The following is a 12,304-nucleotide window of genomic DNA, read 5'->3' as shown; positions in this document are numbered from 1 at the left end:
CCCCCGCGTCGGCGGGAAACACTCCAACTAGCACATCAACAGCACGTACTGTTCCGGACAACACCCGCGGCCGCCGAAACCACAGATCCGGGGCCGGGAATTGCCGCTCGTCCGGCGGAACACCCCCGCGTCGGCGGGAACCACAGGTGTCAACGCCCATCGTTGCTCTCGAATCTCGGAACACCCCCGCGTCGGCGGGAACCACTCGCACGGGCACAGCACGCGCTGATCGCCCGCCGGAACACCCCCGCGTCGGCGGGAACCACGCCTCCCGCGACGACGCGGCCATGACGATCAACGGAACACCCCCGCGTCGGCGGGAACCACATCCTCTCCGTCACCGGGCACGAGGGCGAGATCGGAACACCCCCGCGTCGGCGGGAACCACGCGCAGATGTGGGAGCCGACGACGGTCTACAGCGGAACACCCCCGCGTCGGCGGGAACCACCCGGAACGTCTCCGCCTCCGCCGCATCCTGCGCGGAACACCCCCGCGTCGGCGGGAACCACGAGGGGTACGACGGCCACGCCTACGGCTTCCGCGGAACACCCCCGCGTCGGCGGGAACCACGACCACGCCGAGCCCTACAAGGCGGCCTTCGACGGAACACCCCCGCGTCGGCGGGAACCACACGAAGCCACCGAACCGGTTGAGGACGTACAGCGGAACACCCCCGCGTCGGCGGGAACCACTTGCGCTGTGCGATGCGCGGCATGTTGTAAACCGGAACACCCCCGCGTCGGCGGGAACCACAGCGCGCCGAGAACGACAAGCAGCACCTCAGGCGGAACACCCCCGCGTCGGTGGGAACCACGAGGATCAGGCCGCCGATCTGCCACCAGGTGGCGGAACACCCCCGCGTCGGCGGGAACCACCCGAAGTTGAAGTCGGGGTCTGGCAGCCGGGTCGGAACACCCCCGCGTCGGCGGGAACCACGGCAACGAATACGCGTGCGTTCCCGTCAGCAACGGAACACCCCCGCGTCGGCGGGAACCACCCGGCCGCGTTGAGGGTGACGTTGCCGTTCTTCGGAACACCCCCGCGTCGGCGGGAACCACCGTGAGGAGGGGAGGGTGTAGGTGCGCAGGATCGGAACACCCCCGCGTCGGCGGGAACCACTGAAGAGGAACCAGTAGGTCACTGGCTTCTCACGGAACACCCCCGCGTCGGCGGGAACCACCGATCTTTCGCCTGTCTGCATCAACTTGAGTACGGAACACCCCCGCGTCGGCGGGAACCACGCCTCGGACCTGTTGGACGTCTCGTGCGCCACCGGAACACCCCCGCGTCGGCGGGAACCACAACGACATCTCGTCGACCAGGCCGGACCGCAGCGGAACACCCCCGCGTCGGCGGGAACCACTTCGTCATCGGCACCGGCTGGACCCTGAACAACGGAACACCCCCGCGTCGGCGGGAACCACGGGCCGGTTGGAGCCGGGCGGAGATCCGCGAACGGAACACCCCCGCGTCGGCGGGAACCACACATGCTGCCCCTGGCGCCAGTCGAAGACAAACGGAACACCCCCGCGTCGGCGGGAACCACACTTCCTGACCTGGTGTTCAGCGGGCCCTTTGCCATTTCGTTGCGATGTCGGCTTGTGCCTGTCTGGCTTGTTGCGGTTTCACCCAACGACTGTACCGAGGTGGGTCCTCGGGGTTGTCAGTGGCGTGTGCTTGAGTCCTCGTTCATTCAGTGGAGTTGGTGAAGGGGAGTCAGACAGTGCTGGGTGGGCGGTTTGCGATGGTGGATGAGTCGGCGTGGGGGAAGTCGCGGGGGCTGGATCCGGATCTTCCGCCGTATCCGTTGGTGCGGCATCTGCTGGATGCTGCGGCCATGGCGCTGTTCCTGTGGGATCGATATCTCTCGGAGAGCCAACGGCGTTGTATCGCGGCGGGTTTGGGGATGGCAGGCGATCCGGTACGGGCGCGCGCGCTGACCGCTTTGTGCGCGGGGCTTCATGACGTGGGGAAGCTGTCGGGCTTCCAGCTGTGTGATGTCCGTGCCCGTGAGCGGTTGAGCGATGCGCTGCGCGGGGACCTCGGTCGTATCGGGGTGGAGCGGATGCCGCATGAGGTGGCGGGGATGCATGCCGCCACCGCGGTACTGGCTGCCCTGGGGTTCGGGGAGGCCGACGATTCCTTCGAGGTGGCGGTGCGCAGGGTCGCGGAGATCATCGGTGGGCATCACGGCCGGTTCCACGTGTTCACGGACCTGCACCCGGTGAACAGGGATCTCCTAGGAGGTCCGGCCTGGGGCGTTCAGCGGGAGGCGCACGCCAGTGCGGTGTTCGAGGCATTGGGTGCGCCGCTGCCGCCGGAGCGGATCGATGCTCCAGCGGCGGTGCTGGTGACCGGGGTGGTGATCCTGGCGGACTGGCTGGTCAGCCAGGAGGAGTATCTGCTGCGTCGCCAGCGGGAGTTGAGTATGAGTCCGGCCGAGCACTTCGAGCGGTCGTGTGCGGATGCCGAGGGTCTGGTGCGTGAGGCGGGCCTGCTGCCGGTGGAAATGGAGCGGAAGGACTTCTCTGAGGCGTACGGCATCACGGGGGAGCCGAATCCGCTGCAGCGGTCGGTGGCGGAGGAACTCGCCGCCGCCGTCGGCACCGGCAATCAGGGGGCGGGTGATGGCCGGCGGGGCGGGATCCTTCTGGTGACCGCGGCTCCGGGGGACGGCAAGAGCGAGACGGCGCTGGAGGCGGAGCGGGTGCTGTCCGAGCGGTTCGGCACCCGCGGGTTTGCGTTCCTGCTGCCGACGATGGCGACCAGTGACCAGATGTACGGCCGGGTGGCCGGTGTGGTGGCCCGGCAGGCCGGGCGCGGGGCTGGGCTCACCCTCACCCACAGCATGAACTGGCTCAACAGCGCCTACGCGGAAGACGAGTTGGGCGGTGTGCGGGTCCTGACGTGCGAAGGGGAGGAGAACGGCGAGGACCAGCGGGCGCGGCGTGAGCTGGATATGCGGCCGGTGCGCTGGCTGCGCGGGGCGAAGCGGGCGTTGCTGGCCCAGTTCGCGGTCGGCACGGTGGACCAGGCGCTGATGGCGGTGCTGCCGGTGCGGCACAACGCGCTGCGGTTGCTGGCGTTGTCGGGCAAGACGTTCATCCTGGACGAGGCGCATGCCTACGACCCGTACATGCAGGTGCTGTTGGGGCGGTTGCTGAACTGGCTGGGCTGGTACGGGGTGCCGGTGGTGTTGTTGTCGGCCACGCTGCCCGCGTCGGTGAGTGACCGGCTGATCAAGGAGTATCTGAAGGGGGCGGGGCTGAAGCCGGCGGAGTTGAAGGGCCGTACGTTCGAGGCGCCGTATCCGGGCTGGCTGTATGTGGACGCGGCGGACGGAGCGTGTACGCAGATTTCCCAGGCGCGGCAGAAGGAGCAGGCCGCGGCACGCCGGATGCGCCTGTCGGTACAGGTGGAGCCCGTTGTACATGGTGAGGGCGGGGGCGGCCGGAACCGGCTGGCGGTGATCCGGCGCCTGCTGGAGCCGGTGACCGAGGGCGAGGGCGGCTGCGCGCTGGTGGTGTGCAACACCGTCGCGGAGGCCCAAGAGACCTACCTCAGCCTCCGTAAAGTCCTGGCAGCGCGCCGGCAGGACGGCGACGGTGGCGAGGTGCAGTTGCTGCATGCCCGGTTCCCGGGGGATGAGCGGGAGCGGCGCACACTGGCGGTGACCGACGGCCTGGGGCGTTCCGGCCCGCGGCCCGTGCGGCGGATCGTGGTGGCGACCCAGGTGGTGGAGCAGTCGCTCGACCTGGACGCCGACGTGGTCATCAGCGATCTGGCCCCGCTGGCCTTGCTGTTGCAGCGGGCAGGCCGCTGCTGGCGGCACGAGACCTGGTGGGTCGAACACGGGCGCCCGCAGGACCGTCCCCGGCCCGCCTGGGCGAAGAGTCCCCGGCTGGCGGTGCTGGATCCGCTGGTCGGTGGTCGCGGTGTGCCGGGCCAGTGGGGCGAGGTGTATGCCGAGTTCCTGCTGAAGGCCACCTCCGATGTCCTCGCGCAGAGGGGGGAGGCGCCGATCGCGATTCCGGAGGATGTGCAGGAGCTGGTCGAGGAGGTGCATGGGCATCGCGCGGACCGGTTCGACTGGGGCGATCCGGCGAAGTCGGCGGCCTACACCGCCTACCGCGGCAAGGAGTTGGCGGAACGCAGCGTCGGGGACATCCTCGTCGTGCCCCGGGCGCGCAGCGTGCCGGGCCTGGACGCGCTGCACCATCTGCGGGGCGCGGAGGAGGAGTGGGAGGCGGCGACCCGGCTCGGCGCCGACATCGTCCGCCTGCTGTGCGTCTACGCCCACGCTGATGGCACCGTCACCCTGGACGCGGAGGCCACCCGCCCGCTGCCCGGAGCGGATGGCCCTCTCACACCCGCCGACGTGCGCACCGTCATGGCGCGCACCATCCCGGTCAACGCCACGTGGTTCAAAGGGGAATTGGACCGGTTCGCGGTCCCGGAGAGGTGGGCGGAGCATCCCCTGCTCGGCGACGTGGTGATGCTTCGGCAGCCGTGCGCAGATGGGCGGGCGCGGCCGGTGCCGGTGGGCGGCAGGAGCCTGTATCTGGACCCGGAGCTGGGCCTGGTGCGGCAGTGATGCCCCGGGTCCGGACCGGCGCCGCCCCCGCATGACCCGCGTCGGCATGTTCTCCAACTGCCGCTTTTCGCAAGGTAGTTCGACTTGATGGGTTATGGCCAGGCATTGTCAGTGCCGCCTGTTTCACTGTGCCCACGGCCTTGCTCGTCACTACGAGGGTGAAGCACGGGTGCTTTGTCGTGCCCGCGTGCGGCGAGGCGCGTAGAGGAGGGGAGGGGAGCATGGCTGTGGGGTTTGACCTGCGTGAGGAGCCCTGGATCCCGGTCCGGTGGGCGAATGGCGCTTCGGGCTGGTGTGGGTTACGCGAGCTGCTGCACCGGGCTCACGAGATTGCGGACCTGGAATTACCCGTGCCGCCGGCCGTATCCGGGCTGCTGCGGATCCTTGCGGCGATGACCGCGCGCATCGCCCGCGACGCCGACGGGATGCGGCTGGACGACGAGGACGCGGAGCAGGAGGTCACCATGTGGCTGGGGATCCGTGCCAGTGTGCTCGCCGCCGGCCGGTTCGACCCCAAGGCGGTGGATGCTTACCTCGATGAGGAGGTGCCCGCGGGGCGCTTCGACCTGTTCGACCCGGAGCGGCCCTTCCTGCAGGACCCCCGGCTGGCGGCGCAGTGCGTGGACGCGCAGGGCGCCCCGAATCCGTCGGGGGTGAACAAGCTGGTCTTCGGTCGGCCCACCGGGGTCAACGGGGCTGTGTTGTTCGGGCACTTCACGGATGGAGAGCCGGTGGCGGTACCGGCGGCCGAGGCCGCCTGGCACCTGATCGCCCAGCTGTACTGCGGGCCCGCCGGGCAGTGCACCCCGCGCCGCATCACCGAGGTGCGCACCGGCAGCGGCGACGCGGGCTCGCTGCGCAAAGCGGTCTCCTACCATCCGTGGGCTGCGGACCTGTTCACCACGCTCGTGCTGGCCGTCCCGGTACCGGAGGGCGGCCCGGACACGGACGTGCCGGATGAATGCCCCTGGGAGGCAGGGGAGTTGCCGGAGCCGCTCGACCCGCTCACGGAACTGACCTGGCCGGGGCGCCTGTTGACCGGGCGGTATCGCCACGCCGTGCTGTTGGTGCCGTCGGCGGACCGTACCGCGGTCACCGACGCCTACATCACCTGGTCCACGCACGAGCCCAAGCCCACCGCGCGTGACCCGTACGTCATCCTCGACCGCGGCAAAGAGGGCGAGCTCTACGTCCGCGAGGCCGACGGCGCGCGGGCTCTGTGGCGGGACGTGGACGCGCTGCTGCTGATGGACACCAGCCACACCACGCTGCGTCCGCACAGCCTCAACAGCCTGCCGCCCCGGCTGCTACGGCGCCTGTCGGTGCGGGCCTACGGCTTCGACCAGGACGGCAAGCAGAACGACACGACCTGGTTCGAGGCCACCACCCCGCCCATCCTGCACTGGCAGGAAGAGGCCGATCCGCGCATGGCGCGCCATCTGGCCCGCTGTCACCAGGCCGCCGAAGAGGTCGGGGAGCGTCTCGACTACGCGGCCCGGCTGGCCTGGAAGATCGCTGCCGACGCCGGTGCCGCTTCGGCGGACAAGGTCAAACTCGACCGGCGCAAGCCCGGTCCGTGGGCTGCGGCTGCGGCGGGCTGCTACTGGCCGGTGGCCGAGCGGGAGTTCTGGCAGCTGGCTCACCCCGACCGGTGCGACACCGCGCCGTTGCCGCCGTTCGTATCGGCCGCGCTGACGGCGCTGGACGACGCCATCGGAACGGCCAACCGGGCCGACATCCGGGTGGCCCGCGCCCGTTCCCGCGCCCGCTCGGCTTTGCGCGCGCTCCTGCGCGCCGCCGCCTGATCCCCACCTTCCGACCGTTCGAGGAATCCGCCCATGACCGCTACACCCCTGCCGCCGGCGTCCGCGCCGCCGCCTGCCGCTCAGCCGCGGCCGTCCGACGCGTTCGTCGGGTACGTCCTGTCGTTGTGTGAGAACAAGCGGGTCCAGTCCGACCTGCGCACCGGCCTCGGCCAGCGCGTGGAACGCTGCAACTACCTGCACCGCTACCTCGTACGGCGGCTGCCCGAGCGTCAGCACCCCGACGCGCGCCGTGCCCACTACGCGGTGGCCGCCCTGATCGCCGCCCGCCCGCGCTCGGCCCGCACCGCCGACGCGGAGCGCGCCAACTCCGCTGACACAGCATCCAGTTGGTTCGCGCGTCCGAACCTGGGCGCCGCTCTGGCTGCCGCGGTCAACGCCCAGGTCATCAAGGCCAATTCGGCCGAAGGCGACCTTCATCTGTTCGCCCGGCAGAGCAGCGACGCCCTCCACCAGCGGCTGCCCGCCCTGACCCGGCACTTGCTGGGCGGCGGTATCGCCCTGGACTGGGCGGTGCTGCTGGAGGACCTCACCAAGTGGGACCGCGACCGCGACAAGATCGCCACCCGCTGGCTGGAGAGCTACTTCCGCACCGCCGGCCCCGAGGGCGCCACCGCTCCCGACACGGACACCGCCGTCCCGGTGTCCGACACCCCCGAACTGCACGAGGAGAACCCGTCATGACCGCCCTGTTCCTGGACCTGAGCGCCATCCAGTCGGTACCGGCCGCCAACCTCAACCGGGACGACCTCGGCTCGCCCAAGACCGTCCGCTACGGCAACACGCCCCGCATCCGGGTCTCCAGCCAGTCCTGGAAACGCGTGATCCGTCACGGCGTCGAGGCGGACCTGGGGGAGAAGGCCGCTCGCACCCGCCTGGTCCCCGTGAAGGTCCGCCAGGCACTTCAGCGGGCGGGCTGGCCCGCGGACCTGGCGGCCTTCGCCGGAGCGCAGGTTGCTGTCAGCGCCGGGAAGAAGGGCATCGGCACGGAGAAGGAGGGCCACACCTCGGTGCTGCTGTTCCTGCCGGAGAGCGGTCTGGAGGAACTTGTCACGGTGTGCGTCGAGCACCGTGAGCAGCTGGAGCAGAACCTGGACAAGAAGAAGCCCGGACAGATCCTGCCTGCCGACCGTATCGAGGAGATCCTCAAGCGGCGCACCGCCTCCATCAGCCTGCTCGGGCGGATGCTCGCCGAGCTGCCGGGCGCGAACGTGGACGGCGCCGCCCAGGTCGCCCACGCCTTCACCACTCACGCCGCCGAGCCGCAGCGCGACTACTTCACCGCCGTCGACGACTGGCTCGGCGAGGCCGACACCGGCAGCGGCCATCTGGACACCAGCGAGTTCAGCGCCGGCGTCTTCTATCGCTACGCCACTGTCAACATCACCGACCTGCTCAAGAACCTCGACGGGGACGACAAGGCGGCCCGCACGGTGCTGGGTTCCTTCGCCGAGCACTTCCTGCTCTCCCTGCCGCAGGCGAAGAAGAACAGTACTGCCCCGCACACTGTCCCCGACCTCGCCTATCTCGCCGTGCGCACCCAGCGCCCGCTCTCCCTGGCCGCCGCCTTCGAAACGCCGGTCAAGCACCGCGACGGCGGCTTCGCCCTGTCGTCCCGCGAGGCCCTGGCCGCCCATGCGGGCGACCTCAACCGGCTCACCGGCAACCGCCACCGGCCCTTCCACGGCCACGCCACCGTCGACGACACCACGGACCTGACCCCGCTCGGCGGGGCGCACGGTTCCTTCTACGACCTGATCGATGCCGCCGTGGAGGCGGCCCTGCCGGTGGCCGGAGCACAGGCGTGAGCGGGCTCGTGCTGCGGCTGGCCGGTCCTCTGCAGTCCTGGGGAGAACGCTCCGCGTTCACCGCGGACCGCGACACCGCGCCCTTCCCCACCCGCTCCGCCCTGATCGGCATGTTCGCCGCCGCCGAAGGCATTCCCCGCGACGACACCGCAGCTCTGGACCCCTACAGGGCACTGGAGTTCACCGTCCGCGTCGACCGGCCCGGTATCCGGCTCGTCGACTACCACACCGTCGGTGGCGGCCGGCCTAAGGACCAGACCGCTGCCACCAGCGGCGGCAGCAACAAGGGCGCCGCCGTCATCACGCGCCGCCACTACCTGGCCGACGCCGTCTTCGTCGTCGCCGTCACCGGCCCCGACGCGACCATCGCCCGTGTCGCCGGTGCTCTCCACCAGCCGCACTGGTCGCCCTACCTGGGCCGCCGCTCCTGCGTCCCCGACGAACCCCTCCTGCTGCACACCGATGCGTCCGACCCGGCCGCCGAACTCCTGCACCACGTGCCGCTCAGCCCCGATCCCGCCCGCCTGCTACCGACCGACGGCACCGTCGCGGTCACCTTCCTGTGGGAGCGCCCGCCCGCGACGGTGGACGGGGCCGACTCCCTCACCGTCAACGACGTTCCCCGCAGCTTCGCCGCGCACGGCCGCAGCCACGAGCGGCGCCGCCTCTTCCGCACACGCGAACACCTCCCCGTGCACCTGGCGGCCGGCCCGCACAGCCTGCACCGGCAACTGATCGACTACGCCACGAAGGAGGCCGCCGCATGAACCCCCGCGCGGCGCTCGCCCGCATCCGCCTCAACCCCCACAGCCGCGCCGTCCAGCGCGACCTTAGGGACGCCAACGACATGCACCGCAGCCTCATGCGGCTGGTCCCCGACCACCTTGGCACCTCCCCCCGCCAGACCGCAGGACTCCTGTACCGCCTCGACGAGACGGACACCACCAGCACCCTCCTCGTCCAGGCCGCCACCCTCGACCCCACCCGCCTGCCTGACGACTACGGCCACACCGACCTCAAGGACCTCACCCCGATGTTCAACGCCCTGAAAAAGGGCATCACGGTCCGCTACCGCGTCGTCGTCAACCCGGTCAAAACCGAACGCCTCCCCCTGGACCAGAAAGGCCGTCGCGGCAAACGTATCCCGCTCACCGGCCCGGACGCCGACCACTGGTGGACCAGCCGCGCCACCGACGCCGGACTGGACCTGCACACCCTGCTGCCCACCCCCATCGCCGCAGTCCGCCCCCCGGCCAAAAGCAGCCCGCCCATGCGCCACCACCTGGTGCGCTACGACGGCACCGCCACCGTCACCGACCCCGACGCCCTCACCCACGCCGTGCTGACCGGCATCGGACGAGCCAAGTCCTACGGCGCCGGCCTCATCAGCCTCGCCCCCGCCACCACCGCGTGAGCACACCCCACGGGGGCGGCCAGGCCCGCAGACGCCTGGCCGCCCCCACTCTCGCCATGCTCCCGCGCGTCGCGGACTCCCTGTCGTTCCTCTACCTCGACATGGTCCGTGTCGTCCAGGACGACACCGGCGTCTGTGCCCAGATCGCCGTCGACAAGCACCGCACTGACACCGTCTATATCCCCACCGCCGCGCTCACCTGCCTGCTCCTGGGCCCCGGCGTGTCCATCACCACCCGCGCTCTCGCCACCCTCGCCCGCCATGGAACCAGCGTCATCTGCACAGGAGCGGGCGGCGTACGCACCTACGCCGGCATCCTGCCCGACTCCCTCACCACCCACTGGCTCGAACAGCAGGTCACCGCCTGGGCCAACCCCGGACAACGCCTCGACGTCGCCACCCGCATGTACGAGATGCGCTTCGGCGACGACACCGTCCCCCACGGCACCACCCTCGCCCAGCTGCGCGGCATGGAAGGCCAACGCATGAAGGCCCTCTACAAACTCCACGCCCAAAAACACGGCATCGGCCGCTTCCGCCGCAACTACCACCCCGACCAGTGGCACCAGCAAGACCCCGTCAACCTCGCCCTGTCCGCCGCCAACACCTGCCTGTACGGCATCATCCACGCAGCCCTCCTGGCCCTGGGCTGCTCACCGGCCCTCGGATTCGTCCACACCGGCACCCAGCACGCCTTCGTCTACGACATCGCCGACCTCTACAAAGCCGACACCACCCTCCCCGTCGCCTTCTGCCTCCACCAGGCAGCCAACCCCGAACAAGAGGCACGCCGAAAACTCCGCGAGGAACTCCGCCTCATCCGCCTCCTGCCGCGCGTCATCCACGACATCCAAGCCCTCCTCACCCCAGGCGCCCCCACCGACGACGACACCACCGAGCGCCAGGACGTCCGCATGGTCCACCTCTGGGACCCGAAGACAGGAGTCCTCCCCGCCGGGGTGAACTACGCACCCGACGGAGGCTGACATGACCTCCATGCTCGTCATCGCCACCACCGCCGTCCCCGACCACCTCCGCGGCGCACTCAGCCGCTGGACCAGCGAAGTAGTCCCCGGCATCTTCGTCGGCACAGTCTCCGCCCGCGTACGCGACCAACTCTGGGACGCCGTCACAGAAACCGTCGCCGACGGCGCAGCCGTCCTCGTACACCCGGCACCGACAGAACAGGGCTACGCGATCCGCACAGCCGGCACACGCCGCCGCGTCCCCATGGACTTCGACGGCCTCACCCTGATGCGCATGACCGCAGCGCCGCCGGGCCCAAGCCTGGCAAATGAAAGGCAAAGCCCGCGATAACCCGCAGGTCGCGAAGTGTGGTCCCCGCCGACGCGGGGGTGAACCGTTCATCGAGGCGAACAAGACCAGCGCGACCACGTGGTCCCCGCCGACGCGGGGGTGAACCGGAGGCCGTGACGGGCAGCGTGTTGGTGTTCGCGTGGTCCCCGCCGACGCGGGGGTGAACCGACGCAGCAGATCCTCACAGTGATGACGCACCGGTGGTCCCCGCCGACGCGGGGGTGAACCTTCTGCTGGGCCTGGTACGGCTCGGGCACGGTCGTGGTCCCCGCCGACGCGGGGGTGAACCGTCAGGCTGGCTCGCTCAGCGTCCGGCCTCCCTGTGGTCCCCGCCGACGCGGGGGTGAACCGGACGGTGTCGCAGAGGGCACGCGCGTGATCGGGTGGTCCCCGCCGACGCGGGGGTGAACCGCCCAGGATCATCAGGACGATGCCCAGGATCAGGTGGTCCCCGCCGACGCGGGGGTGAACCGTTCCGGCGCGAGGAACTGGGCGAGCTGGGCGCGTGGTCCCCGCCGACGCGGGGGTGATCCGGACACGGACGTTGCCCAGTACGTCCTGGCCTCGTGGTCCTCGCCGACACGGGGGTGATCCGACGATCGTGCTGCTCCCCGAGGACCACTCGACGTGGTCCCCGCCGACGCGGCGGTGAGCCGCACGGCGCCGGGTACTTCCTCGCCCACATCCAGTGGTCTCCGCCGACGCGGGGGCGAGCCTCACACGATGGATGATCAACCGGTTCAAGAAGCAGATGGCCGCTGGCATTGCCGAGTCCGTAGAAACACTGAAGCGTGAGCGGGCTGCTGCCGGCGAAACGGCGCCCGAGACTGGCGCTTGTTCACCCCCAGTCTGTCCGTCGCCGTGACCATCGCGGCCGCAGTGTTCACCGGGTGCAGTGGCGACGGCAAGCCGTCGTCGGCCGGCAGCCAGCTCGACAAGCCGGGCAAGGCCGCCGACGCGGCGACTACCGTGCGGTTGGCTTGGAATCACACCGGTACGTTCTTCGACGAGCCGCAGGTCTGGTACGTCGCCCGGGTGAAGAACCCCGGGCGCAGCAACGCCTCCGTCGCTCTGGACGCTCGCGCCCTCGACGAGATTGGCACGATCGTCGGCTCCGACCAGGCCGTCCTCCCGAACATCCCGGCCGGCGCCTCCTTCGACTACTTCGGCGGGGGGCCCGCGACACCAGGCTCGCGGGAATCCCGTCGAAGGTGCAGGTCACCCAGGCCAAGAACGCCTTCGGACAGGCCAGCACTGTTGATGAGCCGATGCTCAGAACCGGCGAGCTCACCTTGAAACAGGGGCACGACGGCACCGACACGAACTCCCCCTACTCGTACGACCTCA

At 70.4% G+C, this 12,304-nt stretch carries 9 protein-coding genes and 2 CRISPR repeat arrays; all 9 genes read left to right on the top strand.

The window, feature by feature from the left end:
* Positions 1-54: 54 nt before the first annotated feature.
* Positions 55-1,547: a CRISPR direct-repeat array (repeat unit 29 nt; unit sequence CGGAACACCCCCGCGTCGGCGGGAACCAC).
* 198 nt (positions 1,548-1,745) lie between these two features.
* The 9 genes from cas3 (at position 1,746) to ACFWP5_RS40670 (ending at position 12,253) form a co-directional block, all read left to right on the top strand.
* Entirely contained in the window at positions 1,746-4,595 is a 2,850-nt protein-coding gene (gene cas3 / locus ACFWP5_RS40710) for a CRISPR-associated helicase Cas3' (RefSeq protein WP_384168976.1), read from the top strand.
* Positions 4,596-4,816: 221 nt separating this feature from the next.
* Positions 4,817-6,400 carry a type I-E CRISPR-associated protein Cse1/CasA gene (gene casA / locus ACFWP5_RS40705; RefSeq protein WP_384168973.1) on the top strand — a complete coding sequence of 528 codons (1,584 nt, stop codon included), beginning with the start codon at positions 4,817-4,819 and terminating at the stop codon, positions 6,398-6,400.
* 33 nt (positions 6,401-6,433) lie between these two features.
* A complete protein-coding gene (gene casB / locus ACFWP5_RS40700) occupies positions 6,434-7,102 on the top strand; it encodes a type I-E CRISPR-associated protein Cse2/CasB (RefSeq protein WP_384168969.1) in 669 nt (222 codons plus the stop codon).
* Positions 7,099-8,226: a type I-E CRISPR-associated protein Cas7/Cse4/CasC gene (cas7e, locus tag ACFWP5_RS40695; RefSeq protein WP_384168965.1), complete on the top strand. Its 1,128-nt coding sequence runs from the start codon at positions 7,099-7,101 to the stop codon at positions 8,224-8,226. The genes casB and cas7e overlap by 4 nt, the downstream gene beginning before the upstream one ends.
* On the top strand, positions 8,223-8,993 hold the full coding sequence (gene cas5e, locus ACFWP5_RS40690) for a type I-E CRISPR-associated protein Cas5/CasD (RefSeq protein ID WP_384168959.1): 771 nt from the start codon (positions 8,223-8,225) through the stop codon (positions 8,991-8,993). Before cas7e ends, cas5e begins: the two co-directional genes overlap by 4 nt.
* On the top strand, positions 8,990-9,640 hold the full coding sequence (gene cas6e / locus ACFWP5_RS40685; protein WP_384168956.1) for a type I-E CRISPR-associated protein Cas6/Cse3/CasE: 651 nt from the start codon (positions 8,990-8,992) through the stop codon (positions 9,638-9,640). The genes cas5e and cas6e overlap by 4 nt, the downstream gene beginning before the upstream one ends.
* Before the next feature lie 56 nt (positions 9,641-9,696).
* The gene (gene cas1e / locus ACFWP5_RS40680; protein WP_384168979.1) at positions 9,697-10,626 is read left to right on the top strand and encodes a type I-E CRISPR-associated endonuclease Cas1e; all 930 of its coding nucleotides are present in this window, start codon (positions 9,697-9,699) and stop codon (positions 10,624-10,626) included.
* Position 10,627: 1 nt separating this feature from the next.
* On the top strand, positions 10,628-10,957 hold the full coding sequence (gene cas2e / locus ACFWP5_RS40675; RefSeq protein WP_384168953.1) for a type I-E CRISPR-associated endoribonuclease Cas2e: 330 nt from the start codon (positions 10,628-10,630) through the stop codon (positions 10,955-10,957).
* A gap of 17 nt (positions 10,958-10,974) precedes the next feature.
* Positions 10,975-11,674: a CRISPR direct-repeat array (repeat unit 28 nt; unit sequence GTGGTCCCCGCCGACGCGGGGGTGAACC).
* Between the two features lie 144 nt (positions 11,675-11,818).
* Positions 11,819-12,253 carry a hypothetical protein gene (locus ACFWP5_RS40670; protein WP_384168951.1) on the top strand — a complete coding sequence of 145 codons (435 nt, stop codon included), beginning with the start codon at positions 11,819-11,821 and terminating at the stop codon, positions 12,251-12,253.
* The last annotated feature ends 51 nt before the right edge of the window (positions 12,254-12,304 follow it).

Origin of the sequence: Streptomyces sp. NPDC058469 (assembly GCF_042721125.1) — a bacterium.
In the GTDB taxonomy this organism is placed as follows: domain Bacteria; phylum Actinomycetota; class Actinomycetes; order Streptomycetales; family Streptomycetaceae; genus Streptomyces.
Note: the sequence above shows the minus strand (reverse complement) of the source record. Positions and strands in the feature narration are given on the sequence as shown.

What these genes read in the sequence shown, in the direction of transcription:
- cas3 (WP_384168976.1), top strand. Translation starts at nt 1,746, where the DNA reads ATGGTGGATGAGTCGGCGTGGGGGAAGTCGCGGGGGCTGGATCCGGAT.
- casA (WP_384168973.1), top strand. Translation starts at nt 4,817, where the DNA reads ATGGCTGTGGGGTTTGACCTGCGTGAGGAGCCCTGGATCCCGGTCCGG.
- casB (WP_384168969.1), top strand. Translation starts at nt 6,434, where the DNA reads ATGACCGCTACACCCCTGCCGCCGGCGTCCGCGCCGCCGCCTGCCGCT.
- cas7e (WP_384168965.1), top strand. Translation starts at nt 7,099, where the DNA reads ATGACCGCCCTGTTCCTGGACCTGAGCGCCATCCAGTCGGTACCGGCC.
- cas6e (WP_384168956.1), top strand. Translation starts at nt 8,990, where the DNA reads ATGAACCCCCGCGCGGCGCTCGCCCGCATCCGCCTCAACCCCCACAGC.
- cas1e (WP_384168979.1), top strand. Translation starts at nt 9,697, where the DNA reads ATGCTCCCGCGCGTCGCGGACTCCCTGTCGTTCCTCTACCTCGACATG.
- cas2e (WP_384168953.1), top strand. Translation starts at nt 10,628, where the DNA reads ATGACCTCCATGCTCGTCATCGCCACCACCGCCGTCCCCGACCACCTC.